Origin of the sequence: Agromyces sp. NDB4Y10 (assembly GCF_001620055.1) — a bacterium.
Lineage (GTDB): Bacteria > Actinomycetota > Actinomycetes > Actinomycetales > Microbacteriaceae > Agromyces > Agromyces indicus.
Genome location: NZ_LQGY01000004.1, coordinates 101,418 through 126,473, shown reverse-complemented (window position 1 = coordinate 126,473; position 25,056 = coordinate 101,418). Strand labels below are relative to the sequence as shown.

The 25,056-nt window shown below is 72.3% G+C and carries 24 protein-coding genes; 7 read left to right on the top strand and 17 right to left on the bottom strand.

The window, feature by feature from the left end; translation table 11 throughout:
- The first annotated feature begins 54 nt into the window (after positions 1-54).
- A complete protein-coding gene (locus tag AVP42_RS01535; protein ID WP_067945424.1) occupies positions 55-696 on the top strand; it encodes a hypothetical protein in 642 nt (213 codons plus the stop codon).
- 48 nt (positions 697-744) lie between these two features.
- Here the strand turns inward: AVP42_RS01535 and AVP42_RS01530 are convergent, their stop codons facing one another.
- The 9 genes from AVP42_RS01530 to hrcA all read right to left on the bottom strand — a co-directional run bounded on the left by AVP42_RS01530 (position 745) and on the right by hrcA (position 8,520).
- Positions 745-1,323, bottom strand: a complete 579-nt coding sequence (locus AVP42_RS01530) for a hypothetical protein (protein ID WP_067945422.1) — start codon at positions 1,321-1,323, stop codon at positions 745-747.
- Between the two features lie 101 nt (positions 1,324-1,424).
- Complete coding sequence (era, locus tag AVP42_RS01525; protein ID WP_067945420.1) at positions 1,425-2,318, bottom strand: GTPase Era; 894 nt, start codon at positions 2,316-2,318, stop codon at positions 1,425-1,427.
- Complete coding sequence (locus tag AVP42_RS01520) at positions 2,315-3,631, bottom strand: hemolysin family protein (RefSeq protein ID WP_067945490.1); 1,317 nt, start codon at positions 3,629-3,631, stop codon at positions 2,315-2,317. The genes era and AVP42_RS01520 overlap by 4 nt, the downstream gene beginning before the upstream one ends.
- A 5-nt stretch (positions 3,632-3,636) precedes the next feature.
- Positions 3,637-4,098, bottom strand: coding sequence for an rRNA maturation RNase YbeY (gene ybeY, locus AVP42_RS01515; RefSeq protein ID WP_067945418.1), 462 nt, complete (start codon positions 4,096-4,098; stop codon positions 3,637-3,639).
- On the bottom strand, positions 4,095-5,219 hold the full coding sequence (locus AVP42_RS01510) for a PhoH family protein (RefSeq protein WP_369798121.1): 1,125 nt from the start codon (positions 5,217-5,219) through the stop codon (positions 4,095-4,097). Before AVP42_RS01510 ends, ybeY begins: the two co-directional genes overlap by 4 nt.
- Entirely contained in the window at positions 5,206-5,565 is a 360-nt protein-coding gene (locus tag AVP42_RS01505; RefSeq protein ID WP_067945416.1) for an HIT domain-containing protein, read from the bottom strand. Before AVP42_RS01505 ends, AVP42_RS01510 begins: the two co-directional genes overlap by 14 nt.
- A 24-nt stretch (positions 5,566-5,589) precedes the next feature.
- Positions 5,590-6,324 (bottom strand): 16S rRNA (uracil(1498)-N(3))-methyltransferase, encoded by a 735-nt coding sequence (locus tag AVP42_RS01500; protein WP_067945414.1) that lies wholly within the window; start codon positions 6,322-6,324, stop codon positions 5,590-5,592.
- A gap of 19 nt (positions 6,325-6,343) precedes the next feature.
- Positions 6,344-7,444, bottom strand: a complete 1,101-nt coding sequence (gene dnaJ, locus AVP42_RS01495; protein ID WP_067945412.1) for a molecular chaperone DnaJ — start codon at positions 7,442-7,444, stop codon at positions 6,344-6,346.
- Positions 7,445-7,500: 56 nt separating this feature from the next.
- Positions 7,501-8,520: a heat-inducible transcriptional repressor HrcA gene (hrcA, locus tag AVP42_RS01490; protein ID WP_067945410.1), complete on the bottom strand. Its 1,020-nt coding sequence runs from the start codon at positions 8,518-8,520 to the stop codon at positions 7,501-7,503.
- A gap of 203 nt (positions 8,521-8,723) precedes the next feature.
- Here hrcA and AVP42_RS01485 point away from each other — a divergent pair, with 203 nt between their 5' ends.
- Both AVP42_RS01485 and AVP42_RS01480 read left to right on the top strand, forming a co-directional pair.
- Positions 8,724-9,113, top strand: a complete 390-nt coding sequence (locus tag AVP42_RS01485) for a DUF4870 domain-containing protein (protein ID WP_067945408.1) — start codon at positions 8,724-8,726, stop codon at positions 9,111-9,113.
- Positions 9,114-9,393: 280 nt separating this feature from the next.
- On the top strand, positions 9,394-9,717 hold the full coding sequence (locus tag AVP42_RS01480) for a DUF4870 domain-containing protein (RefSeq protein ID WP_067945406.1): 324 nt from the start codon (positions 9,394-9,396) through the stop codon (positions 9,715-9,717).
- Between the two features lie 21 nt (positions 9,718-9,738).
- Here the strand turns inward: AVP42_RS01480 and hemW are convergent, their stop codons facing one another.
- The 3 genes from hemW to lepA are packed head-to-tail and all read right to left on the bottom strand — an operon-like array spanning position 9,739 to position 13,510.
- Positions 9,739-10,974: a radical SAM family heme chaperone HemW gene (hemW, locus tag AVP42_RS01475; RefSeq protein WP_067945404.1), complete on the bottom strand. Its 1,236-nt coding sequence runs from the start codon at positions 10,972-10,974 to the stop codon at positions 9,739-9,741.
- A 1-nt stretch (position 10,975) separates the two neighbouring features.
- Positions 10,976-11,623 carry a DUF1990 family protein gene (locus tag AVP42_RS01470; protein ID WP_067945402.1) on the bottom strand — a complete coding sequence of 216 codons (648 nt, stop codon included), beginning with the start codon at positions 11,621-11,623 and terminating at the stop codon, positions 10,976-10,978.
- Between the two features lie 30 nt (positions 11,624-11,653).
- The gene (gene lepA, locus AVP42_RS01465; protein ID WP_067945400.1) at positions 11,654-13,510 is read right to left on the bottom strand and encodes a translation elongation factor 4; all 1,857 of its coding nucleotides are present in this window, start codon (positions 13,508-13,510) and stop codon (positions 11,654-11,656) included.
- A 79-nt stretch (positions 13,511-13,589) separates the two neighbouring features.
- Here lepA and AVP42_RS01460 point away from each other — a divergent pair, with 79 nt between their 5' ends.
- The 4 genes from AVP42_RS01460 (at position 13,590) to rpsT (ending at position 16,605) form a co-directional block, all read left to right on the top strand.
- A complete protein-coding gene (locus AVP42_RS01460; RefSeq protein ID WP_082846896.1) occupies positions 13,590-14,816 on the top strand; it encodes a sensor histidine kinase in 1,227 nt (408 codons plus the stop codon).
- The gene (locus tag AVP42_RS01455) at positions 14,813-15,439 is read left to right on the top strand and encodes a response regulator transcription factor (protein ID WP_067945398.1); all 627 of its coding nucleotides are present in this window, start codon (positions 14,813-14,815) and stop codon (positions 15,437-15,439) included. The genes AVP42_RS01460 and AVP42_RS01455 overlap by 4 nt, the downstream gene beginning before the upstream one ends.
- Before the next feature lie 3 nt (positions 15,440-15,442).
- A complete protein-coding gene (locus AVP42_RS01450; RefSeq protein ID WP_082846895.1) occupies positions 15,443-16,195 on the top strand; it encodes an alpha/beta fold hydrolase in 753 nt (250 codons plus the stop codon).
- Positions 16,196-16,344: 149 nt separating this feature from the next.
- Positions 16,345-16,605, top strand: a complete 261-nt coding sequence (rpsT, locus tag AVP42_RS01445; RefSeq protein WP_067945396.1) for a 30S ribosomal protein S20 — start codon at positions 16,345-16,347, stop codon at positions 16,603-16,605.
- A gap of 127 nt (positions 16,606-16,732) precedes the next feature.
- Here rpsT and holA read toward each other — a convergent pair whose 3' ends face one another.
- The 5 genes from holA to pabB form a co-directional block, all read right to left on the bottom strand.
- The gene (gene holA / locus AVP42_RS01440; protein ID WP_067945394.1) at positions 16,733-17,749 is read right to left on the bottom strand and encodes a DNA polymerase III subunit delta; all 1,017 of its coding nucleotides are present in this window, start codon (positions 17,747-17,749) and stop codon (positions 16,733-16,735) included.
- Between the two features lie 29 nt (positions 17,750-17,778).
- Positions 17,779-20,175: a ComEC/Rec2 family competence protein gene (locus AVP42_RS01435; RefSeq protein ID WP_067945392.1), complete on the bottom strand. Its 2,397-nt coding sequence runs from the start codon at positions 20,173-20,175 to the stop codon at positions 17,779-17,781.
- Entirely contained in the window at positions 20,176-20,880 is a 705-nt protein-coding gene (locus AVP42_RS01430; RefSeq protein ID WP_082846894.1) for a ComEA family DNA-binding protein, read from the bottom strand.
- A 96-nt stretch (positions 20,881-20,976) separates the two neighbouring features.
- The gene (gene leuS / locus AVP42_RS01425; RefSeq protein WP_067945390.1) at positions 20,977-23,553 is read right to left on the bottom strand and encodes a leucine--tRNA ligase; all 2,577 of its coding nucleotides are present in this window, start codon (positions 23,551-23,553) and stop codon (positions 20,977-20,979) included.
- A gap of 87 nt (positions 23,554-23,640) precedes the next feature.
- Positions 23,641-25,044, bottom strand: a complete 1,404-nt coding sequence (gene pabB, locus AVP42_RS01420) for an aminodeoxychorismate synthase component I (RefSeq protein WP_067945388.1) — start codon at positions 25,042-25,044, stop codon at positions 23,641-23,643.
- Between the last annotated feature and the right edge of the window lie 12 nt (positions 25,045-25,056).

Below are 25,056 nucleotides of genomic sequence, written 5' to 3'. Positions count from 1 at the left end.
CGCGGAATCATCCCTTCGGCGGACCCCTGCCCCGACAATGGAGACGGAGGCACGATGCACGCACCACGGATCACGATCGGGATGCTCGCGGCATCCGCCCTGCTCGTCTCGCTCGCGGGCTGCGCCACGAGCGGCGGCGGCGCCTCGCGCGGCACCGAGGACCCGTGGCTGCCGACCGCGCTTCCGGAGATGGTCACCGAGGTGCACGCCGTCGGCACGGTGCTCCAGGTCGACGAGGACGCGCCCCAGTTGTGCCTCGGCGCCATCGCCGAGTCGTACCCGCCGCAGTGCGGCGGTCCCGAGGTCGTCGGATGGGACTGGGAGACCGTCGAGGGCGAGGAGACCGCCTCGGGCGTGACCTGGGGCGCCTACGCGGTCTGGGGCGACTGGGACGGCGAGACGTTCACGGTCACGCGCGAGCCGATCCTCGCCGCGCTGTACGACCCGCCCGCCGATCGGGATGCGCCGGATCCGTGGGATCCCGCCCTCCCGGCGGGCCCGCTGCCGGAGGACGAGGCGCTCGCGCTGCAGTCCGAGCTCGAGGGCGAGGTGCCCGGCCTCCTCGCGTCGGTCCCGCTCAACGGACGCCTCGTGGTCGAGGTTCGATTCGACGACGGCACGCTCCAACGCGCGTTCGACGATCGGTACGGCGAGGACGCCGTCGTGGTCGTCGCGCAATTGCGCCCGGCCGACTGAGCGAGACCGGGTGGCCGCCCTCCCGCAGGGCCGCCCCGCCGGTCAGCGTCAGGACTGGAATGCGGGCACGAATTCGAGGATGCCCGGGTAGCTGACGTAGTACAGGATGCCGTCGCGCCAGACGAAGCCGCGAGCCGGGTAGCTCTCATCCGGGGAATCGGGACCGTCGACGAAGCCCTCGATCCCGAACGAGTCGTCCTGACGGTAGCCGGTCGCCTCGAGGTCGGCGCGGGTGGCGTCCCAGGTGGCCTCGTCCATGGCGAGCTGCCCGACGACGACGAACACGTCGCCGCCGCCGGCCCACTGGCAGACCACGCCGTCGGCAACGAACTCGGCCAGCAACGGGTAGTCCCAGCTCTGGTACTGGAACTCGAACGGCTTCAGGTTGTCCTCGGCGAGGTCCGCGTTCCCGGCCTCGTCGAGCACCGTGCCGCAATCGGCGAGCCGGGTCGAGGGCTCGGCGCTCGGCTCCGGCGTCGGAGTCGGAGTCGGAGTCGCCTCCGTCGTCGTCGGCGCGGCGGCCGACTCCGTGGCGACGGGCTCGGAAGGGGCGGTGCAGCCGGTCAGCGCGAGGAGCAGGACGGCGGTGCTGATGCCGGTGGAGACCGACCGGTGTAGGGAAGCCATGCGGCGAGCCTAGTGAGCGCGCACCCCCCGGTGGGTCAGGGAAGCCCCGGATGCGCGGGAGCGCATCGGCGGTCGTCGCCGACGCGTCGGGACGGGCCCGGTCAGAACCCGAGCCGGCCGAGCTGCTTGGGGTCGCGCTGCCAGTCCTTGGCGACCTTCACGTGCAACGCCAGGTACACCTTGCGTCCGAGCAGCGCCTCGATCTGTGCGCGAGCGCGTTCGCCGACCTCGCGGAGGCGGGACCCGCCCTTGCCGATGATGATGCCCTTCTGGCTGTCGCGCTCGACGTAGAGGTTCGCGTAGATCTCGAGGAGATCCTTGTCGTCGCGTTCGATCATGTCGTCGACCACCACGGCGATCGAGTGCGGCAGCTCGTCGGACACGCCCTCGAGCGCGGCCTCGCGGACGAACTCGGCGATCCGCTCGCCGGGCTCCTCATCGGTGGTCGTCTCCGCCGGGTAGAGCGGATGCTCCGACTCGGGCATGAGCTGCAGCAGCTCGTCGACCAGGACGTCGAGCTGCTCGCCCTTCGGCGCCGAGACCGGGATGATCGCGTCCCACTCGCGAAGCTTCGACACCGCGAGCAGCTGCTCGGCGACCTTGGCCCTGCCCGCGGCATCCGTCTTGGTGACGATCGCGACCTTCTTCGCGCGCGGGTACTGGTCGAGCTGCTCGTTGATGTACCGGTCGCCCGGCCCGATCGCCTCGTTCGCGGGCACGCAGAACCCGATGACGTCGACGTCGCCGAGGGTCGTCTGCACGAGCGAGTTGAGGCGCTCGCCGAGCAGCGTGCGCGGGCGGTGCAGGCCCGGCGTGTCGACGACGATGAGCTGGCCGTGGTCGCGGTGCACGATGCCGCGGATGGCGCGACGCGTGGTCTGCGGCTTGGAGCTCGTGATGGCGACCTTCTCGCCGACGAGCGCGTTGGTGAGCGTCGACTTACCGACGTTGGGCCGCCCCACGAACGACACGAATCCGGCGCGGTAGTCGGTCATGGGCGGTCTCCCTCGGTCGGTGCGACGTCGTCGCCGAAGGCGGCGCGGACGTCGATCAGTGCCTGGTCGGCCTCGACCAGGATCGTGGCGATGCGCTTGCGGCGCCCCTCGGTGCGCTCAGCCTCGAGCACCAGGCCGCTCACCGAGGCGCGGTCGCCGGGCTGCGGCAACCGGCCGAGCTCCTTCGCCAGGAGCCCGCCGGCCGTGTCGACGTCCTCATCCTCGAGGTCGAGCCCGAACAGGTCGCCGAGCTCGTCGACCGGCAGGCGCGCGGTGACCCGGAACCGGCCGTCCATGAGCTCCTCGACCTGCGCGCTGTCGCGGTCGTACTCGTCGGAGATCTCGCCCACGAGCTCCTCGATGAGGTCCTCCATGGTGACCAGCCCGGCGATGCCGCCGTACTCGTCGACCACGATCGCCAGGTGGTTGGACTCGAGCTGCATCTGCCGGAGGAGGGCATCGGCGCGCATCGAGTCGGGGACGAAGTTCGCCGGCCGGGTCAGATCGTCGACGGTCAATGTCTCGGCGTCGATCGGGCGTTCGAACCCGAGCCGGGCGAGGTCACGCAGGTACAGCACGCCCACCACGTCGTCGGCCTCGCGGTCGACGACGGGGATGCGCGAGTAGCCGGCCTTCAGGAACAGGGCCATGGCCTGGGGCAGGTGCGCCGAGCGGTCGATCGTCACCATGTCCGTGCGCGGAACCATCACCTCGCGCACGAGCGAGTCGCCGAACGCGAAGATCGAGTGGATGAGCTCGCGATCGCCCTGCTCGAGCACCTCGAGCTCCGTCGCCTCGTCGACCATGCTGAGCAGCTGCTCCTCGCTCGCGACGCCCGCGAACCGCACCCGGCCGGGCGTGACCCGGTTGCCGAGGGCGACGAGCGCGTCGGCCAGCGGCCCGAGCAGCACCCGGACGAACCGGATGAGCGGCGCCGACAGGCGCAGCACGGCGGACGCGTGCGCCCGCCCGACGCTGCGCGGGCTGGCGCCGACGAGCACGAACGACACGGCGGTCATGATCAGCGCCGAGACCAGCAGGACGAGCCAGACATCGTCGAGGAACGACGCGAAGGCGAGCGTCACGAGCACCGCCGCCGTCGTCTCGGCGAGGATGCGCATGAAGTTCACGGCGTTGACGTGCGCGCCGGCGTCGTCCGCGATCGCCCGGAGGGACCGCTCGGCGCGCGCGCCGACCGACATCTCCACGAGGTCGGCCCGCGAGCTCACGCTGATCGCCGAATCGACCGCGGCCATGAGTCCGCCGAAGGCGACGAGCACGAGCGCCGCGGCGAGGAAGAGCCAGGGCAGCATCATGGTCAGCGGCGGCGCTCCTGCATGGCGAAGCCGACGAGCAGGTCGCGCTGCAACCCGAACATCTCCCGCTCCTCGGCGGGTTCGGCGTGGTCGAAGCCGAGCAGGTGGAGGATGCCGTGCGCGGTGAGCAGCTGCAGCTCGTCGAGGAGCGAGTGCCCCGCGGCGCGAGCCTGGGCCTCGGCGACCTGCGGGCAGAGCACCACGTCGCCGAGCAGGCCGGGCGGCGCCGGCTGGTCCTCGGTGCCGGGTCGAAGCTCGTCCATGGGGAAGCTCAGGACGTCGGTCGGCCCCGGCTCGTCCATCCACTGCACGTGCAGCTGCTCCATCGCGCCCTCGTCGACGAGGACGATCGCGAGCTCGGCGTCGGGGTGGACGTGCAGGGCATCGAGCGCATACACCGCGAGGCGCTGCAGCGCCGCCTCGTCGACCTCGACGGCCGACTCGTTGTTGACCTCGATGCTCACGTGCTCCTCTTCCTCGGCAGGTGGTCGCGCGGACCGGCGGCACCGCGGCGCTCCGCACCGCGACGCTCGGCCCGGTTGGCGAACTCGCGCGCCTGCTCGCGCTCGAACCGCTGCGCCTGCGCGCGCTGGTCGAACTCGGTGTAGGCGTCGATGATGCGGCCGACCAGCGTGTGGCGGACGACGTCGTCGCTCGTCAGCCGCGCGAAGTGGATGTCGTCGACGCCGTCGAGGATGCGGGTGACCAGCCGGAGACCGGACGAACCGCCCGGCAGGTCGACCTGCGTGATGTCGCCGGTGACGACCATCCGCGAGCCGAACCCGAGTCGGGTGAGGAACATCTTCATCTGCTCGGGCGTCGTGTTCTGCGCCTCGTCGAGGACGACGAACGAGTCGTTCAACGTGCGGCCGCGCATGTACGCGAGCGGTGCGACCTCGACGGTGCCCGAGGCGAGCAGCTTCGGCACCATCTCGGGATCCATCATCTCGTTCAGCGCGTCGTACAGCGGCCGGAGGTAGGGATCGATCTTGTCGGTCAGCGTGCCCGGCAGGAAGCCGAGCCGCTCCCCCGCCTCCACCGCGGGACGCGTCAGGATGATGCGGTTCACCTCCTTGCGCTGGAGGGCCTGCACCGCCTTCGCCATCGCGAGGTAGGTCTTGCCGGTACCGGCGGGTCCGATGCCGAAGACGATCGTGTTCTCGTCGATCGCGTCGACGTACGCGCGCTGGCCCTCGGTCTTCGGGCGGATCGAGCGGCCACGAGCCGACACGATCACCTGGCCGAGCGCCTCGGATGGCCGGGAGTTCGGGTCGGCGTCGAGCATTCGGGCGGAGCTCCTCACTTCGATGGGCGTCGGGTCCTCGCCGCCACGGACGAGTTCGAGGAGTTCCTCGATGAGACGGCGCACGCGCCGCCGCTGGTCGTCGTCGCCGCGGATGGCGATCTCGTTGCCGCGAACGTGGACGTCGACGCCCGGGTACTCGCGTTCGATGCTCGTGAGCAGCCGGTCCTGCGGTCCGAGCAGGCGCACCATCGCGATGCCGTCGACGTGGATGCGGTCCTCGTCGGATGCCGCCGCCGGGGCGGCGGGCCGGATCTCGCCCTGGTCGTCAGCGCCCGCCAAGCGATCCCTCCTCGAGCCCGCCGCCGAGGACGTGGGCGTGGACGTGGAACACCGTCTGGCCCGCAGCGGGGCCGGTGTTGAAGACCAGTCGGAACTGGCCGTCGGCCAGCTCGTCGGCGATGCCGCGAGCCACCGAGACGAGTTCGGCGAGCAGTTCGGGGTCGGCGGCCGCGAGTTCGACGACGTCGCGGTACTCGGCCGTGCGCGGCGTCACGACGACGTGCACCGGCGCCTGCGGCGAGATGTCGTGGAACGCGATGATGCGCTCGGTCTCGGCGACCATGCGCGCCGGGATCTCGCCGGCGGCGATGCGCTCGAACACCGTGGGCTCAGCCGTTCCGCTCATCCCCCCATCGTAGCGACGGATGGCTCACCACCGCCCGAGCGCGACCGACAGCACCGCGATCGCCGCGGGGCCGGCCGTCGAGGTGCGCAGCACCGAGTCGCCGAGCCGCACCGGTTCCGCGCCGGCGTCGACGAGCCGCGCGATCTCCGCGGGGTCCATGCCGCCCTCCGGTCCGACCACGAGGGACAGGTCACGCCCGTCGTGGCGGATGCCGGACAGCGGGGTCTCGGCGCCGGGCACGAGCAGCAGCATCCGCTCGCCCTGCAGCCGAGCCGGGAGCTCGCGCGTGGCGGCGACCGGCTCCACCACGGGGATGCGCGAGCGGATCGACTGCTTCACCGCCTCACGCACGATGGCGGCCCAGCGTGCGCGGCCCTTCTCGGCCCTCGGCCCCTCCCAGCGCGACACCGACCTCGTCGCCGCCCACGGCACGACCCGGTCGACGCCGAGCTCGGTCGCCGCCTGCACCGCGAGCTCGTCCCGGTCGCCCTTCGCGAGCGCCTGCACGAGCGTCAGCCGCGGGGCCGGCTCGGGCTCCTCGCGCACCTCGTCGACGACGAGCTCGAGCCGGCGCGACTCCGTCGCGGCGACCTCGCCCGTCACGATGCGTCCTCGACCGTCGCCGATCGAGACGCGCTCGCCCACCCGGACCCGCGCCACCGTCACCGCGTGGCGCGCCTCGTCGCCGTCGAGCACGACCGACGCACCCGGCGCGACCCCGGCCAGGTCGAGGGTCTCGTCGAGGTAGAGGCTGCTCATCGCGGCATCCGCCCCGCCGTCAGCCGAGGAACCGGTCGCGCAGGCGCGCGAACAGCCCCTGCTGGAAGTGGCCGAGCTGCGGAGGCTGCGCCTTGCGGTGCTTGGCCAGCTGCTGCACGAGCTCGCGCTCCTTGTGGCTCAGCTTCGTCGGCGTCACGACGTGGACGGCGACCTTGAGGTCGCCGCGGCCGCCGCCGCGCAGGTGCGTGATGCCGCGGTCGCGCACCGTCAGGATCTCGCCCGACTGCACGCCCGCCTTCAGCTCGAGGTCGACGTCGCCGTCGAGCGCCTCCACCTTCGCGGTCGTTCCGAGGATGGCATCGGTCATCTGCACCTCGAGCGTGCATAGCAGGTCGTCGCCGTTGCGGCTGAACACCTCGTGGTTGCGCACCTTGATCTCGAGGTAGAGATCGCCGTTCGGCCCGCCAGCGGGGCCCGCCTCGCCCGAGCCGGGCATCTGCAGGCGCACGCCCGTGTCGACACCCGCCGGCACGTCGACGGGAACGGTGCGGCGAGCCCGGACGCGACCCTGACCCTGGCAGGTGGGGCACGGCGTGGCGATGATCGTGCCGTAGCCGCGGCACGAACCGCACGGGCTCGAGGTCATCACGTTGCCGAGGAGCGAACGCACCGCGCGCTGGATGTGCCCGGTGCCGCCGCAGATGTCGCAGGTGACCGGAGCCGTGCCGGGCTGGCAGCACGAGCCGTGGCACGTCTCGCAGGTGACCGCGGTGTCGACGTCGATCTCGCGGTGGGTGCCGAAGATCACGTCGTCGAGGGCCACCTCGAGCCGAATGAGCGCATCCTGGCCGCGCTCGCGGCGCGAGCGCGGGCCGCGCGTGGACTGCCCCGCGCCGAAGAACGTCTCGAAGATGTCGCCGAACCCGCCGAAGCCGGCCCCGTTGAAGCCGCCCTGGCCGCCGCCCAGGTCGTACTGCTGCCGCTGCCTCGGGTCGGAGAGCACGTCGTAGGCGTGCGTGACCTGCTTGAAGCGCTCGGATGCCTCGGTGCCCGGGTTGACGTCGGGGTGCAGCTCGCGGGCGAGCCGCCGGTAGGCCTTCTTGATCTCGTCGGGGGTGGCGTCGCGCGAGACGCCGAGGACCTCGTAATGGTCGGCCACGGAGGGCGTGTCCTTTCGGTTGCCGGTGACGGATGCCGCGCGGGGCGGTCCGGGGATCAGCTCTCGCCGAGGGTCCGGGAGAGGTAGCGAGCCACGGCGCGCACGGCGGCCATGCTCTGGGAGTAGTCCATGCGGGTGGGACCCACCACGCCGAGCCGCGACACGTCGCGCCCCGGCACGGCGAACGAGCTCGTGACGACCGAGGTCTCGCCGAGCCCGTACGGGGCGTTCTCGCGGCCGATGCGCACGGCGATGCCGTCGTCGGAGTGCATCTCGCCGAACAGCCGCAGGATCACGACCTGCTCCTCGATCGCCTCGATGACGCCGAGGATGTTGCCGGCGAAGTCCTGCTCGGTGCGCACGAGGTTCGCCGCGCCGGCGACGACCAGTCGGTCGCTCCGGGTCACGTTCGCCTGGTCGGCGAGCGTCGCGGCGAGCGTGCGGAGCACCTCGGCGTGGGCGCGGTCGGCCTGCTCGGTCTCGGCCGAGAGCGCGGTCGCCGCCTCGGTCATGGTGAGCCCGGCGGCGACCTCGTTGAGCCGGTCGCGCAGTCGGTGCAGCGTCTCCTCGTCGACCGGGTGGTCGAGTTCGGCCAGCCGCTGCTCGACCTGGCCGGAGTCGGAGATGAGGATGCACAGCACCCGCGTCGGCGCCAGCGAGACGAGCTCGACGTGACGCACGCGCGCCCGTGCGAAGCTCGGATACTGCACCACGGCGAGCTGCCGCGTGAGCTGCGCGACGAGCCGGACCGTGCGGGAGAGCAGCTCGTCGAGGTCGTTCGACTCGCCGAGGAACGTCTCGATCGCCTGCCGTTGCGCGGTCGAGAGCGGGCGGATGTCGGCGAGCTGGTCGACGAACACCCGGTAGCCCTTGTCGGTCGGGATGCGACCGGACGACGTGTGCGGCGCCGCGATCAGCTCCTCCTCCTCGAGGAGCGCCATGTCGTTGCGGATGGTCGCGGCCGAGACGCCGAAGTGATGGCGCTCGACGATCGTCTTCGAGCCGACCGGCTCGCGCGAGGCCACGTAGTCCTGGACGATGGCACGGAGGACGGCGAGACTGCGCTCGGAGACCATGGACCCTCGCTTCCCTCGACCGGTCGGGCGGATCGTGCGCTTAGCACTCGGTTCAGCTGACTGCTAATCATATCGCGTCATCCGGGGATGGCGCCGTTGCCGGTCCGCGTGCTGCCGCAGTAGCGTGTGCATCGCCGTCACCGGCGCGCGCCCGCTCGGCGCGGCCGGCGGGCATCCCCCGTCAAACCCGAAAGGCACCCCGCATGACCGATCCCAACACCCCGCAGCCGGCCGCTGCCGCGCCGCTCTCGCACGAGCAGGACGTCCAGTGGGCGTCGTTCGCCCACCTCGGCGGCATCCTCGGCATCCTGCCGTCGCTCATCATCTGGCTCGTCTTCAAGGACCGCGGCTCGTTCACGAACACCGAGGCGAAGGAGGCGCTGAACTTCCAGATCACGCTCACCATCGCCACGGTCGCCCTGTGGATCGCCGTGACGGTGCTCACGATCGTCACCTTCGGCATCGGGGCCGTCCTCGGCTTCCTCACCTACGTGCCGTGGATCCTCGGCGTCGTCTTCTCGATCATCGCCTTCCTGCAGGTGAAGGACGGTCGGCACTACCGCTACCCGTTCGCCCTGCGCCTCATCAAGTAGCCGCACAGCTCCTCACGACGCGCCGGTTCGAGACCTCTCGACCGGCGCGTCGCCGTGTGCCAGCATGAAGAAACGCCTCGCGACACGGCGTGCGACCGACCAAGGAGCCAGCATCATGTCCGACGCACCACCTCCCACCCCGCCCACTCCGCCCAGCACTCCGCCGCCCGGCGGCAGCACGCCCCCGCCTCCTCCCGGAGGCAGCACGCCTCCCCCGCCGCCCGGCGGCCCGACCCCGCCGCCCGCGGGCGGCCCCGGCTACGGCGCCGCAGCGCAGGAGATGAGCCCGCCCGACCAGCGGCTCTGGGCCACGCTGATCCACATCGGCGGCATCCTGTTCGGGTTCCTGCCGCCGCTCATCGGCTACCTGGTGCTGAAGGACCGCGGCGCGTTCATCCGCGCGCACTCGGCCACCGCGCTGAACTTCCAGATCACGCTGCTCATCGCGTACGTCGTCGGCTGGGTCCTCGCGTTCGTGCTGATCGGCTTCCTGATCCTGTTCGCCGCGTGGGTCGCCGCGATCGTGTTCGGCATCATCGCCGCGATGAAGGCGAACCAGGGCCAGCCCTACGTCTACCCGATCGCGATCAAGTTCGTGAGCTGATCTCGGTACGCGCCTTCGGCGCTACTCGATCACCGAGTACAGCAGGCGCCGCACGACGGCGTCCGCCAGCAGACGCCCTCGCCGGGTGAGCGTGAGCCGCCCGGCGAGGGCGTTCTTCGCGTCCACGAGTCCGTCGGCGATGAGCGCGGCGACCTCGCGGCGACCGCCGGCACCCAGCGAGGCGAGCTCGAGCCCGTCGCGGATCCGGGTGCCGAGCAGCACGCGCTCGGTCTCGCGCGCCGCCGCGCCGAGCGTCTCGCGCCCGACTGCCGGCGACACGCCCGCCGCCAGGCGCTCGGCGTACGCCGCCGGGTGCTTCGCATTCCACCACCGCACACCGCCGACGTGGCTGTGGGCGCCGGGGCCGACGCCCCACCAGTCGTCGCCGCGCCAGTACCCGAGGTTGTGGCGGGAGCGGTGCGCGGCATCCGTCGCCCAGTTCGACACCTCGTACCACTCGTACCCGGCCGCAGCGAACCGCTCGTCGGCCAGCTCGTACATGTCGGCAGTGAGGTCGTCGTCGAACGCCGGCAGTTCGCCGCGACGCAGCTGCCGGGCGAGCTTCGTGCCGTCCTCCACGATGAGCGCGTAGGCGCTGACGTGGTCGGGTCGTTCGGCGAGCACCGACTCGACGCTGGTGCGCCAGTCGTCGAGCGACTCCCCCGGCGTGCCGTAGATGAGGTCGAGGCTCACGTCGAGCCCGGCGTCGCGCGCCCAGCCGACGACGAGCGGTACGCGGGCGGGGTCGTGCGTGCGGTCGAGCGCGGCGAGCACGTGCGGCACGGCGGACTGCATGCCGAACGAGATGCGGGTGAACCCGCCCTCGGCGAGGCGCTGCAGGTCCTCCGGTCCCACCGAGTCCGGATTGGCCTCGGTGGTCACTTCGGCGCCGCTCGCGAGGCCGAACTCGTCGCGGATGCCGCGCAACATGCGCACCAGATCGGTCGCAGGCAGCATCGTGGGCGTGCCGCCGCCGAAGAACACGGTCTGGGCGGGTCGGTCCGGTGCGCCGGATGCCGCGAGCACGCGACCCGCGAGCCGGATCTCGTCGACGGCCTGGTCGGCGTACTGCGCCTGGCTGACGCCGCGCAGCTCCCCCGCCGTGTACGTGTTGAAGTCGCAGTAGCCGCAGCGCACCCGGCAGAACGGCACGTGGACGTACAGGCCGAAGGCGCGCGTCGCGGCATCCGTCACCGCCGTCGCGGGCAGCAGGCCGTCAGCGGGAGCGGGATCGGCGATCGGGAGCGGACCGGCCACGTCAGGTGTACGCGGGGTGCAGCGCGCGGAGCTCGGCGCGGGTGAGCTCACGCCGGCGACGACGCACGAGGGGCGCGAGCAGGCGGTGGATGCCGCCCCTGGGCTCGAGCGCCGAGCGGATGGTGAGCCACACGCTGTCGTCGTCGCGGTGCTCGAGGACGAACGCCTCCTCGCCGTGCTCGGGCGACTCTCCGGTGGTGCCGTAGGCGAAGCCGATGCGGCCCGGCTCGTCGACCACGTAGACCACGAGCACCGGCACCACGCGGGTGCGGAACCGCTCGCGGCGACGGAGCACCGCGGTCATGCCCGCCGACACGAACGGCGTGCCGTCGGCGGCGAAGCGCTGCTCGGCCCGCGCGGTCGGCTGCTCCGTCAGGGGCGAGCCGTCGGCGTCGTACGCGATGCCCGTGTACTGCGCGCCCGTGCCCGGAGCGACCTCGGCCACCTCGAACCCGGCGCCCTTCTGGACGCCCCAGGTCATGAGCTCCTCGGCGGCGCGGTCGAAGCGCTCGCGGCCGGAACCGAGCTTCACCGAGTCCTCGGCCGGGCGGAACCCGGAGGGCGGGTACCGCAGCAGGTCGGGATCGAGCGTGGCGCCGATCGCGCCGTAGGTCACCGACTGGTCGGTGAACGTGCTGCGTCGAGTCATCCGTCGATTCTACGAAATGGCGCCTGAGCGCTACTTCTTCGCGTCCTTCTTCTCGGTCTCGCCCGAGAGCGCGGCGATGAACGCCTCCTGGGGAACCTCGACGCGGCCGACCATCTTCATGCGCTTCTTGCCCTCCTTCTGCTTCTCGAGGAGCTTGCGCTTGCGGGTGATGTCACCGCCGTAGCACTTGGCGAGCACGTCCTTGCGGATGGCGCGGATCGACTCGCGCGCGATGATGCGGGCGCCGATCGCCGCCTGGATCGGCACCTCGAACTGCTGCCGCGGGATCAGCTCGCGCAGGCGACCGGTCATGAGCACGCCGTACGCGTACGCCTTGTCGCGGTGCACGATCGCGCTGAACGCGTCGACCTGCTCGCCCTGGAGCAGGATGTCGACCTTCACGAGGTCGGCCGCCTGGTCGCCTGCCGGCTCGTAGTCGAGCGACGCGTAGCCGGCGGTCTTCGACTTGAGGTTGTCGAAGAAGTCGAAGACGATCTCGCCGAGCGGCATGTTGTAGCGGATCTCGACCCGGTCCTCGCCGAGGTACTCCATGCCGAGCAGCGTGCCGCGACGCGACTGGCAGAGCTCCATGATGGTGCCGACGTAGTCCTTCGGCGCGAGGATCGCGGCCTTCACGATGGGCTCCCGCACCTCGGCGATCTTGCCGCCGGTCGGGAACTCGCTCGGGTTGGTGACCGTGACGGTCTTCTTGTCCTCGGTCGTGACCTCGTAGACCACGGACGGCGCGGTCGCGATGATGTCGAGGTCGAACTCGCGACGCAGCCGCTCGGTGACGATCTCGAGGTGCAGCAGCCCGAGGAACCCGCAGCGGAAGCCGAAGCCGAGCGCGACCGACGTCTCGGGCTCGTAGACGAGCGCGGCATCCGACAGCTTGAGCTTGTCGAGCGCTTCGCGGAGCTCGGGGTAGTCGCTGCCGTCGATCGGGTACAGGCCCGAGAAGACCATGGGCAGCGGCTCGGTATAGCCGGCGAGCGGTTCGGCGGCCGGCTTCGACGCGGTCGTGACGGTGTCGCCGACCTTCGACTGCCGCACGTCCTTCACGCCCGTGATGAGGTAGCCCACCTCGCCGACGCCGAGGCCCTTGGTGGGCGTCGGCTCGGGCGCGCTCACGCCGATCTCGAGGATCTCGTGCGTCGCCCTGGTCGACATCATCTGGATGCGCTCGCGCGGGTTCAGCTTGCCGTCGACCATCCGGACGTAGGTGACGACGCCGCGGTAGCTGTCGTAGACGGAGTCGAAGATCATCGCCCGCGCCGGGGCATCCGCGTCGCCCACCGGGGCGGGGATGCGCTCGACGACGCGGTCGAGCAGGTCCTCGACGCCCATGCCGGTCTTGCCGGACACGCGGAGCACGTCGTCGGGCGAGCCGCCGATGAGGTCGGCGAGCTCGCGCGCGTACTTCTCGGGCTCGGCGGCCGGGAGGTCGATCTTGTTCAGGACCGGGATGATCTCGAGGTCGTTCTCGAGCGCGAGGTACAGGTTCGCGAGCGTCTGCGCCTCGATGCCCTGCGCCGCGTCGACGAGCAGGATCGCGCCCTCGCACGCCGCGAGCGAACGCGAGACCTCGTAGCTGAAGTCGACGTGCCCGGGCGTGTCGATCATGTTCAGCGCGTACGCGGTGCCCGAAAGCTCCCAGGGCATGCGCACGGCCTGGCTCTTGATGGTGATGCCGCGCTCGCGCTCGATGTCCATGCGGTCGAGGTACTGCGCGCGCATGTCGCGGTCGGCGACCACGCCCGTGATCTGCAGCATGCGATCGGCCAGCGTCGACTTGCCGTGGTCGATGTGCGCGATGATGCAGAAGTTGCGGATCAGCGCGGGATCGGTGGCGGCGGGCACCGGGGGGTCAGCGGCTCTCGGAGACATCCCGACGATTCTCCCATGCGGGCGATCCCACTTTCGACGGATGCCGCTCCGGGGCCCCGGGACTACGCTGAATCGCACCATGACCGTGCTCGATGCCCCACTCGTCGGACGGGTGCAGCCGTCGGCGCTCCGTCCCGTGTTCACGTCGCTCCGCGTGGGCCTGCACGTCCTCGTGGTCGGCCTCACGCTCTTCGTCGTCGCCCGTGCGGTGATCACCGGCGGCGAGCAGCGGGTGGCGATCGCCATCCTCTCGATCGCCTTCATCGGCACCTACGCCGTCGGCGTCGTCACCGCCCACCAGGTCGTCACGCCCTGGATGCGCGCGGCCTGGCTCGTCATGCTGCTGGGGCTGTGGCTCGGGCTGGGTGCGCTCACCCCGGATGCCGCGTTCCTGGCGTTCCCGCTGTTCTTCCTCGAACTCCACGTGCTGCCCGCGCGCTACGCCGTGCCGCTCGTCGCCGTGACCTTCCTGCTCAGCGTGTGGAGCACGACCTCCCACCTCGGATTCGAGGTGGGCAGCATCCTCGGGCCGTTCATCTCCGCGGGCGTCGCCGTGATCATCGGACTCGGGTACCGGGCCATGGCGGTGGAGTCGCGCGAGCGCCAGTCGCTCATCCTCGACCTGCTCGCCACGCGCGAGGAGCTCGCCGCGGCCAGCCGCGAGGCGGGCACGCTCGCCGAACGCGAGCGGATCGCGCGCGAGATCCACGACACGGTGGCCCAGGGCCTCTCCTCGATCCAGATGCTGCTGCACGCCGCCGAGCGCGACGTGCACGACAGCGCCGTGCGCGACAAGCTCCGGCTCGCCCGCGAGACCGCCGCCGACAACCTGCAAGAGACGCGGCGCTTCATCCGGGAGCTCACGCCGCCCGCCCTCGACGAGCAGACGCTGCCGGCAGCGCTCCGCCGGCTCGCCGAGGCCACCAACGAGCAGGCAGCCCAGTCGGGGTCGCGCACCCGGGTCTCGTTCTCGCTGAGCGGGCACCCGGTGGCCCTCCCCATGTCGATCGAGGCGACCCTGCTGCGCATCGCCCAGGGCTCGCTCTCCAACGTCGTCAAGCACGCGGATGCCGCCAGGGCCGAGCTCACGCTCAGCTACCTCGGCGACGAGGTCGCGCTCGACGTCGTCGACAACGGCATCGGCTTCGACCCGGCCGGACTGGAACCCGAGGGCTCCGCCGGCGCCTCGTTCGGGCTGCGCGCCATCCGGCAGCGGGCCGAGGCGCTCGGCGGCTCGGCCGACGTCGAGTCCTCTCCCGGCGGCGGCACGGCGCTGTCGGTGCGCATCCCGGCGGTGACGGCATGATCCGGCTCGTCCTGAGCGACGACCATCCCGTCGTCCGAGCGGGCATGCGCGCGCTGCTCGAGGCCGAACCCGACCTGCGCGTGGTCGCCGAGGCGTCCACGGCCGAGGAGGCGGTCTCGCTCGCGATGACGCCGGGCGTCGACCTCGTGCTCATGGACCTCCAGTTCCCCGGGCGACTGCAGGGCGTCGACGCCACCCGGCGGATCCGCGCCACTCCCGGCGCACCCCGCGTGCTCGTACTCACGAACTACGACACCGACGCCGACATCCTCGGCGCGATCGAAGCCGGCGCGAGCGGCTACCTGCTGAAGGACGCCCCGCCCGGCGAGCTCGTCGCCGCCATCCGTGCCGCCGCCGCCGGCGAGTCGGCACTCGCGCCCGCGGTGGCCTCACGACTCGACGCGTCGCAGCGCAGCGCCGACCAGCGGCTCACCGTACGGGAGGCGGAGGTGCTCGCGCTGGTCGCGGCGGGCAGCACGAACCGCGAGATCGGCCAGGCGCTCTTCCTCAGCGAGGCGACCGTGAAGTCGCACCTCGTGCACATCTTCACCAAGCTCGGCGTGGGTTCGCGCACCGCCGCCGTCGCGAAGGCGCGCGAACTCGGCGCGATCCGGGCGGGCTGACGGATGCCGCGCGCCCGCGTCGTCCTCGTCCACGGTATCCGCACGTCGGCGACGATGTGGCGCGGGCAGGTCGCGCGCCTCGCGCGACACGACATCGAGGTGGTCCCCGTCGACCTGCCCGGCCACGGCGCGCGCCTCGACCAGGCGTTCACGCTGGACGACGCGATGCGCGCGATCGACGAGGCGCTCGCCGATGCCGACCCGCGGTCGCCGCGCCTGCTCGTGGGGCTGAGCCTCGGCGGGTACCTCGCGATCGAGTACGCGGCGCGGCATCCGCACCGGCTCGACGGGCTCGTGGCCGCGTCCTGCGGCACCCGGCCCCGCGGTGCCGGGTTGCGGGGGTACCTGGCACTGGCCGCCGTGATCCGGCGGCTGCCCGACCGCGGCCGATGGCTGAACGACACCATGGCGCGGCTGTTCCTGCCGCCGGCCGCGGTCGAGGACGTGGTCGCGGGCGGCGTGGCCCTCGACGTCATGCAGCCGGCGATCGGGGCGGTCGCCGAGCTCGACATCGAGGCGTCGATCGCGGCCGTCGAGGTGCCGATCTGGTTCGTGAACGGGAGGTACGACCACTTCCGGATCGAGGAGCGCCGCTTGCTTCGCGCCGCCCGCGACGGGCACCTGATCCACGTCGAGGGGGCGACGCACCTCGTGAGCCTGGTGCGACCGGCGGAGTTCACCGCGACGATCCTCGGCGTCGTGGCGGAGCTCGAGCTGCGCGCCGCCCGGCGGGACGCCTCGCGCGCGCCCGTCTGACGGCCGCGCGCTTTGGCGTCGTGCCGGGCGAACTGGTATCGTTGCCTGTTGGCTTGCGTGTGGGTCCCACCCCGCACGATGCGCCGCGACGGCCCCTCTACCGATTGCGGCAACTCCGGTACCCGCAGAACACACGAAAGACGAACCACGTGGCAAACATCAAGTCGCAGATCAAGCGCATCCGCACCAACCTGAAGGCGCAGGAGCGCAACAAGGCCGTGAAGAGCGAGCTCAAGACCGTCATCACCGCGACCCGCAAGGCCATCGCCGAGGGCGACAAGGAGAAGGCCACCGCGGCCCTCCGCGTCGCGACCCGCAAGCTCGACAAGGCCGTGAGCAAGGGCGTCATCCACAAGAACCAGGCCGCGAACCGCAAGTCGGCCATCGCGAAGCAGGTCGCCGCGCTCTGAGCGACCGCCGCACTCGACCGAAGGGCCCCCACCGGAGACGGTGCGGGGCCCTTCGGCGTTCCCGCCCGAGACGGGCCTTGCACGGGCGTGTGCCCGCGGCGAGGGCGTGTGCCCGCGACGGGCGTCGTCAGGCGAGGGCGCGCCCGCGGGCGCTGATCACGCCGACGAGACGCTCCAGCGCGAACACCGGGTCGCGCTCGGCACCCTTCACGGCGGCATCCGCAGCGGCGAGGGCCTCGATGGCCGCGCCCAGGCCCTCGTCATCCCAGCCCTGAAGGTCCCGGCGCGCCCGGTCGACCTGCCACGGCGCGAGCCCTAGCGAGGAGGCCGCCGCGCCGCGCGCGCCGGCGACCTTGGCCATCGTGCGGATCTTCATGGCGAACGCGGCGACGATCGGGACCGGGTCGGCGCCCGAGTCGAGCGCGTGCCGCAGGGCGATGATCGCGTCGCCGTGGCGCCCCGCGATGGCCGAGTCCGCGACCGTGAACGCGGTGGTCTCGACGCGGCCGCCGTAGTACTTGGCGACCGTGGCCTCGTCGACGTCGCCGGGCACATCGGCGATGAGCTGCCGGCAGGCCGCGGCGAGCTCCCCGAGGTCGTCGCTGAACGCCGCGACGAGCGCGCGCAACGCGGCCGGCGCGATCCTGCGGCCCGCGAGCTTGAACTCGGCCGCCGCGAAGTCCTGCTTGTCGGCGTCGCGCTTGAGCTCGGCGCAGACGATCTCGATGCCGCCGCCGGTGCCGGCTCGGATGGCGTCGAGGAGCTTCTTGCCCCGGGTGCCGCTGCGGTGCCGCAGCACGACGACGGTGCCCTCGGCGGGCGCCTCGAGGTACTCGAGCGCGTCGACGAGGAAGTCGTCGGTCGAGCGTTCGACTGCGGCCACTCGGATCAGCCGGGGTTCGCCGAAGAGCGAGGGGCTGGCGAGCGTGAGCAGTTCGCCGCGTCGATAGCCGTCGGCTTCGAGGTCGCTCACCTCGAGCGCCGGGTCCTCGTCGCGGAGGGTGTCGCGGAGCATCGCGACGGCCCGTTCGGCGAGTACCTCCTCCCCGCCCGAGACCAGGACCACCGGCGCCGGTCGAACGGCGCTCCAAGCGAGTTGCGGGATCGCCGCCTTGGACTTCGCCGTGCCTCCGCGTGCCGCCACGTGCGCTCCCTCCGATGTGCCGCACCAGTCTACGGATCACCACCGACCTGATCCGCACGCTCGGTCCACACGGCGAACCCGCCCTCGATCGCCACGAGCGCCGCGGTGCCCGACCGATCGCTTCGGATCACGTGGGTCCCGGCCTCGTCGAGCAGGTCCAGGAGCGAATCGGTCGGGTGCCCGTACCCGTTGTCGGCGCCGACGCCGACGAGGCCGACCGGGGCCCGCAGTTGGCGGTAGAGCTCGCTGCTCTGGTCGGCGCTGCCGTGGTGGGCGACCTTCACGAGGTCGGCCGAGCCGATCGGATGGTCGCGGCGCAGCCGCTCCTGCGCCGTCTCTCCGAGGTCGCCGAGGAAGACGGCCCGGTATCGCGCTGTGCGCAGGTCGATCACCACGCTCGCATCGTTGCCGGGCTCGGTGCGCGGCGGAGGCCACAGCACCCGCCAGTGGGCCCGCCCGAGTGCACCGGAGGCGCCCGCGCCGACCTCGACCGCCTCGGCCCCGCCGCGGACGAGCGGGTCGAGCGCCCGGCTCGACCTGGCCCCGTCGAGCGGGCCGTGCAGGACGACGTCGACCCGACCGGCGATCGCCTCGACGCCGCCCGCGTGATCCGCATCCCAGTGCGTGATGACCGCAAGGTCGAGACGGTCGACGCCGGTCAGGTCGAGGCAGCGGGCGAGCGCCGCCGGTTCCGCGCCGGCATCGACCAGCATGACCGCATCGCCATCGCGGACGAGCACGGCGTCGCCCTGGCCGACGTCGCACTGCACCAGTTCCCAGTCTGCGGGGAGCACCGCTCGCGCGACCACGGGCCGACCGGCCGCCGCTCCGAGCGGGAGTGCGACCGACACGATCAGGATCACTGCGGCCACCGTCCGCACCCGGGTGCCAGCACGGATGGCCGCGACCAGCCCGGCCGCCACCCCGACCGCGCACAGCGCTGCGCCCGGCGCATCGGGCATCCACGGCAGGGAGGTGACCGGGAGCCGATCGACGCCGTGCGCGAGCAGCGCGATCCACGTCGCAGGCAGCCACGCGACCTGCAGCGCCGCGAAGCCGACGGAGGGCAGGACGGGGAGGATGAGGCACCCGACGAGCCCGGCGACCGTCGCGACGGGAGCTGCGGGCGCGGCGAGGAGGTTCGCGGGCACGCCGTAGACCGGCATGGACGGTTCGAGCAGGATCAGCACCGGCTGGCACGCCAGCTGCGCGGCGAGCGGGATGGCGGTCATCACGGCGACCGGCCGCGGCATCCAGCGCGACAGTCGCGCACCGAGCGGTCCGGAGAGCAGGATGAGCCCTCCGGTGGCGCACACGGACAGGGCGAAGCCGAAGTCGCGGGCGTACCAGGGGTCGATCGCCAGGAGGACCACCGCGGCCACGGCGAGGGCCGACGCTCCTCCGCCGGACCGGCCCACGCCCAGCGCGACCAGCACGACGACCGCCATGACCGCGGCGCGCACGACGCTGGACTCGGGTGTCACGAGCAGGACGAACCCCGCGAGCGCGGCCAACGCGATCCCGATCCGCAGCGGACGCGGCGCGCCCGCCCTGCCGGCCGCCCAGAACACGGCCGCCGTGACGATCGCGCAGTTCGCTCCCGAGACGGCCGTGAGGTGGGTCAGCGAGGCGACGGTCATGGCCTCCCGGAGCTCGTCGGAGACGGCCGACGTGTCGCCGATGGCGAGCCCCGGCACGAGGGCACCGCCGTCGCCGCCCAGTCGATCGGCGGCGTCCGCGAGGCCCGCCCGGAGCGGATGGGTCCACCCGACGAGGAACGGCGCCCCGCCCGACTCGAGGAGCTCGCCGCGCAACCGGAAGGCCTCGCGGTCCGCGGCGGGCAGGGCGGTCGCCCGGACCCGGACGAGGTGCGTCGTGCCGAAGCCCGGCACGGACGGGGACCCCGACACCACCGCTTCGACGCGAACGGGCCGGTGCGACCGCCCGTCCACCGCGGTCACCGTCGCGGGTGCCCGCCAACTGCTCGAGCCCTCCTCCCATGGCGCCGGAACGGACGGGCGAGCCGCCGACTCCAGGCGCATCTCGACCTCGACCCAGGTGCGCGACGCCGCAGCCTCGGACAGCGTGCCCGTCTCGCGCCCAGCCAGCGCGATGCCGGCGGAGGTCGCGGCGACGCCGGCGCACGCGGCCGCGAGGGCGATATGGGTCGACCATCGATGCGCGAGACGGCGCACCCGCGCGCGCTGCCCCGGCGTCTCCCCCGACCGACCCGATATCTCCGGCCGCCAGAACCCGCGTCGTCGCTCGGCGATGATCGCCGCGGCGAGCACGAGCCCGGCGAGGAGCCAGCACAGGACCGGCAGGCACCACACCGGGATCCCATCATCCGGCACCCCCGTCGCCAGCCACGCGGCCGCCCATGCGACGATCGCGGCGGGCAGGAGGCGCAGGTCGTGGCGGCGCACTCAGAGCGTCACGAGGTCGGCGAGACCGGAGTAGACCGCATCGCCGATGCCGGCGACGTCGAGGAGTTGCGAGACATCCGTGAACGGGCCGTTCGCCTCGCGCCAGTCGATGATGCGCTGGGCGAGCGCGGGACCGATGCGGGGAAGCGTGTCGAGAGCGGCGACGTCGGCCTGGTTGAGGCTCACCCGCCCATCCCCGGCCGCCGCGCCACCGGATGCCGCGGCGGCGGGTTCGGCCCCGAGGACCGGTACCACGAGCTGCTCGCCGTCGACGAGCGCGCGGGCGAGGTTGACCCCGCCCGGGTCGGCGTCCGGCGCCAGTCCGCCCGCTGCCCCCACGGCGTCGACGACGCGCGCACCCGGCGCGAGCTCGACGATGCCCGGCCGGGCGACCGCGCCGAGGACGTGCACGAGGAGCGTGGGCGTCGCGGCCGCCGGATTCGCCGTGCCCGAGGCGGCGGGATCCACCGCGCCGACGCCGTCGATCGTCACGCCCGGCGCGCCGACCTCGCCCTGCATCCCGCCGCCGCCGGAGGCGAACGCGGCGAACGCCGAGACGGCGACGGAGGCGACGAAGACCACGACCGCCGCCCCGACCGCGATGCGTCGGCGGGGCCCGACGCGTGATTCGTCGAGCGCGGTCAGCGGGTCGACGTCGGCGCTCGACTCGACCGGGTCGGATTCGATGGGCTCACGCACGGGCATGCGGGCACGCTAGCCGCGCCGGCACGACCGTCGGCAGCGAACCCGCGTCACGTGCGACGAACCGGAGCCGGCCCCGCCTGTGGAGGCCGGGTCGGGCTAGCGGCGCGTGGCGATGTTCACGAGCTTCGGCGCGCGCACGATCACGTTCGCGATCTCGCGCCCGGCGACCGATCGGGTCACCGCGTCCGACGCGCGGGCGAGGGACTCGAGCTCGTCGGCGCCGATCTTCGGCGACACCTCGATGCGGTCGCGCACCTTCCCGTCGACCTGCACGATCGCCGTCACGGACTCCTCGACGAGCAGGGCGGGGTCGGCCTTCCGCCACACCACGTTCGCCACGGTCGGCTCGTAGCCCAGGCGCTGCCACATGTCCTCGGCCGTGTACGGGGCGAACAGGTCGAGGATCATCGCGGTCACCTCGGCGGCCTCGCGCACGGCGGCATCCGCCGGGCCGGCCCCCGAGTCGATCGCCTTGCGCGTGGCGTTCACGAGCTCCATGAGTCGCGCGACGATCACGTTGAACTTGAACGACTCGGCCAGGCCGGGCGCGTCCGCCAGCAGGCGATGCGTGATGCGGCGCAGCGCCGGGTCGCCCGTCTTCCACTCGACATCCGGGCTCGAGGCGACCTCGCCCGAGATGCGCCAGGCGCGCGCGAGGAACTTCGCGGCACCGACCGGCGACACGTCCGCCCAGTCGATGTCGTCCTCGGGCGGGCCCGCGAACGCCATGGTGACGCGCAGCGCATCGGCGCCGTGGGCGGACAGCTCGGAGGCGAACTCGACCAGGTTGCCCTTCGACTTCGACATCTTGTGGCCGTCCATGATCACCATGCCCTGGTTGAGCAGTGACGTGAACGGCTCGGTGAACCCGAGGTAGCCGAGGTCGAACAGCACCTTGGTGAAGAACCGTGCGTAGAGCAGGTGCAGGATCGCGTGCTCGACGCCGCCGACGTACTGGTCGACCGGCATCCACTTCTCGGCCTCGGCGGGGTCGAAGGCGCGGTCGTCGTCGTTCGGGTTCAGGTAGCGCAGGAAATACCACGAGCTGTCGACGAAGGTGTCCATCGTGTCGGAGTCGCGCCGGGCGTCGCCGCCGCAGTTCGGGCAGGTGACGCTCGCCCACTCCTCGGCCGCGCCGAGCGGGCTCGAGCCCTTCGGCCGCAGGTCGAGCCCCGCGGCATCCGGCAGCCGGACCGGCAGGTCGGACTCGGGCACGGGCACCTCGCCGCACTGCTCGCAGTGGATGATCGGGATGGGCGTGCCCCAGTACCGCTGTCGGGAGATCAGCCAGTCGCGCAGGCGGTAGTTCTTCGCCGCGCGCCCGAGGCCGCGCTCCTCGAGGATCTCGATGGCACGTCGGATCGCGTTGGACTTGCTGAGCCCGTTCAGCGGGCCGGAGTTCATCAGGCGGCCCTCACCCGTGAGCGCGACGCCCGTCGAGGCGGGGTCGAGCTCGGGCAGGTCCTCGAGCGGCAGCGGCACGCCCTGGTCGTCGACGGGGATGACGGGGATCACGCCGGTCACGGGTGCGTTGGTGTCGACGACCACGCGCACGGGCAGCTCGAAGGCGCGCGCGAAGTCGAGGTCGCGCTGGTCGTGCGCGGGCACCGCCATGATCGCGCCGTGGCCGTAGTCGGCCAGCACGTAGTCGGCCGCCCAGATCGGCAGGCGCTCGCCCGTCAGCGGATTGGTCGCGTACCGGTCGAGGAACACGCCCGTCTTCGGGCGGTCGGTGGCGAGCCGGTCGATGTCGCTCTCGGCGCGCACCGACTCGAGGTACTGCTCGAACCGCGCGCGCACGTCGTCTGAGGCGCCCTCGACGAGCTCGGCCGCGAGTGCCGAGTCGGGCGCGACGACCATGAAGGTGGCGCCGTAGAGGGTGTCGGGACGCGTCGTGAACACCGTCACGGGCTCGTCGCGGCCCTCGATGGCGAAGTCGACGTCGGCACCCGACGACCGGCCGATCCAGTTGCGCTGCATCGTGATGACCTTGCCGGGCCACTTGCCTTCGAGCTGGTTCAGGTCGTCGAGCAGGCGGTCGGCGTAGTCGGTGACGCGGAAGTACCACTGCGTGAGCGCCTTCTTCGTCACCACGCTGCCGCAGCGCTCGCAGTGGCCGTCGACGACCTGCTCGTTCGCGAGCACGGTCTGGTCGTTCGGGCACCAGTTGACCTGGCCCGCCTTGCGATAGGCGATGCCCTTCTCGTACAGCTTGAGGAACAGCCACTGGTTCCACTTGTAGTACTCGGGGTCGCTCGTGTGGAGCTCGCGCGACCAGTCGAACGACGGCGCGTACTGCTTGAACGAGCGCTTCTGCTGCTCGATGTTCGCGTAGGTCCACGCCTTGGGGTCGGCGCCGCGCTTGATCGCCGCGTTCTCGGCGGGCAGGCCGAACGAGTCCCACCCGATCGGGTGCAGCACGTCGAAGCCCTGGTGACGCCAGTAGCGGGCCGCGGCGTCGCCGAATCCGAAGGCCTCGGCGTGGCCCATGTGCAGGTCGCCCGAGGGGTACGGGAACATGTCGAGGATGTACTTGCGCGGGCGCGTGTCGCCCGGCTGCGCGGCGCGGAACGGCTGGAGTTCCTCCCACACCGGGCTCCACTTCGCCTGGATGGCGGCGAAGTCGTACGTGCCGGCGTCGGCGGTCTCGGGGGTGTCCTGCTCGTGTGCCACGTGACTCTCAATCGTGCTGCGCGGGGAGGGTGCGGGCGCTCGGCCCGGGACGGGCGCGCGAGCGCGGCGCCCGAGGGACAAGCCTACTCAATGGGCGGACCGGGGCGCCTGCGAGCGGGCGGGGTCCTCGCCGCCGAGGACGGCGATGAGCGCGCGCGCCTTGAGTCGCGTCTCCTCGACCTCCTCCTCCGGGTCCGACAGCGCCGTGATGCCGCCGCCCGTGCCGATCGACGCGCCCCGGGCGGTCAGCACGATCGACCGGATGACCATCGCCAGGTCGGCGGTGCCGTCGACCCCGAGGCATCCGAAGGCCCCCGAGTAGATGCCGCGCGGCCCGCCTTCGAGCTCGTGCAGGATCCGCATCGCGCTCTCCTTCGGCGCCCCCGTCATCGATCCGGCGGGGAACGCCGAGCGCACGGCGTCCAGTGCCGTGAGCGGATGCCGCAGGCGCGCCGTCACGGTCGAGACGAGCTGGTGCACGTGCGGGTACTCCTCGACCTCGAGCAGGCTCGGCACGGCGACCGTGCCGAGTTCGGCGATGCGACCGAGGTCGTTGCGCATGAGGTCGACGATCATGAGGTTCTCGGCGCGCTCCTTCTCGCTCGCGCTGAGCTCGGCGCGCAGGGCCCGATCGGTCGCCGCGTCGGCCGACCGCGGGCGTGTGCCCTTCATGGGCTTGGTGGCGACGGTGCCGTCGCGTTCGACGAGGAGGAACTGCTCGGGCGAGGCGCTGAGCAGCGCGACGTCGCCGAACCGGAGGAAGCCCCCGTGGTGGCTCGGGCTGCCGCGTCGCAGTCGCAGGTACGCCTCGACCGGGTCGGGCCGCACGTCGAGCTCGACCCGGTTGGTGAGGCACAGCTGGTACGCGTCGCCGCGCACGATGGCCTCGCGGCACGCGTCGATCATGTGACGGTACGCCTCGGCGCCGTGCCGCCACCGCGTGGGTGCGGATGCCGCGGGAGCGGTCGCCGACGGCGTCCGGTCCGGCATGCCCGCCGGGAGGGCGGCGAGCGTCGCTCGCGTCGCCTCGACCCACCCCTCGACGGATGCCGCGTGCTCCCCTTCTAGCCATTCGAGCCGCACGCGCCGGTCCGAGTGCTCGAACACGATCACCCGATCGGCGAGGAAGAACGCCGCGGCCGGCACCTCGGTCGCGGACGCGGGAACCCCGAGGGTGCGGGCGCCGAACTCGTAGCCGAACCATCCGTGCCAGCCCACCGCGGCACGTGCCGACGCGCCGAGGTCGTCGATCGGGTCGACGTCGCCGATGCCGGCCGCGAGCGCGGCGTAGACGTCATCGGGCCGGTCGGCGTCGCCGGCGATCACGACCGGGGTGCCGGCGTCGGCGATCGCGATCACGCTGCGACCGTCGCGGGCACCGTCCCCGCCATCGAGCCAGGCCGCGATCGGCGCCGCCGCCGCGAGTGCGACGAAGACGGCCTCGGGGTCGCGCCACTCGGGCAGCGTCAGGCTCCGGATGCGTCGTGGCACCCTCCGAGCGTA

What these genes read in the sequence shown, in the direction of transcription:
- AVP42_RS01535 (WP_067945424.1), top strand. Translation starts at nt 55, where the DNA reads ATGCACGCACCACGGATCACGATCGGGATGCTCGCGGCATCCGCCCTG.
- AVP42_RS01530 (WP_067945422.1), bottom strand. Translation starts at nt 1,323, where the DNA reads ATGGCTTCCCTACACCGGTCGGTCTCCACCGGCATCAGCACCGCCGTC.
- era (WP_067945420.1), bottom strand. Translation starts at nt 2,318, where the DNA reads ATGACCGACTACCGCGCCGGATTCGTGTCGTTCGTGGGGCGGCCCAAC.
- AVP42_RS01520 (WP_067945490.1), bottom strand. Translation starts at nt 3,631, where the DNA reads ATGCTGCCCTGGCTCTTCCTCGCCGCGGCGCTCGTGCTCGTCGCCTTC.
- AVP42_RS01505 (WP_067945416.1), bottom strand. Translation starts at nt 5,565, where the DNA reads ATGAGCGGAACGGCTGAGCCCACGGTGTTCGAGCGCATCGCCGCCGGC.
- AVP42_RS01500 (WP_067945414.1), bottom strand. Translation starts at nt 6,324, where the DNA reads ATGAGCAGCCTCTACCTCGACGAGACCCTCGACCTGGCCGGGGTCGCG.
- hrcA (WP_067945410.1), bottom strand. Translation starts at nt 8,520, where the DNA reads ATGGTCTCCGAGCGCAGTCTCGCCGTCCTCCGTGCCATCGTCCAGGAC.
- AVP42_RS01485 (WP_067945408.1), top strand. Translation starts at nt 8,724, where the DNA reads ATGACCGATCCCAACACCCCGCAGCCGGCCGCTGCCGCGCCGCTCTCG.
- AVP42_RS01480 (WP_067945406.1), top strand. Translation starts at nt 9,394, where the DNA reads ATGAGCCCGCCCGACCAGCGGCTCTGGGCCACGCTGATCCACATCGGC.
- AVP42_RS01470 (WP_067945402.1), bottom strand. Translation starts at nt 11,623, where the DNA reads ATGACTCGACGCAGCACGTTCACCGACCAGTCGGTGACCTACGGCGCG.
- lepA (WP_067945400.1), bottom strand. Translation starts at nt 13,510, where the DNA reads ATGTCTCCGAGAGCCGCTGACCCCCCGGTGCCCGCCGCCACCGATCCC.
- AVP42_RS01460 (WP_082846896.1), top strand. Translation starts at nt 13,590, where the DNA reads ATGACCGTGCTCGATGCCCCACTCGTCGGACGGGTGCAGCCGTCGGCG.
- AVP42_RS01455 (WP_067945398.1), top strand. Translation starts at nt 14,813, where the DNA reads ATGATCCGGCTCGTCCTGAGCGACGACCATCCCGTCGTCCGAGCGGGC.
- AVP42_RS01450 (WP_082846895.1), top strand. Translation starts at nt 15,443, where the DNA reads ATGCCGCGCGCCCGCGTCGTCCTCGTCCACGGTATCCGCACGTCGGCG.
- AVP42_RS01430 (WP_082846894.1), bottom strand. Translation starts at nt 20,880, where the DNA reads ATGCCCGTGCGTGAGCCCATCGAATCCGACCCGGTCGAGTCGAGCGCC.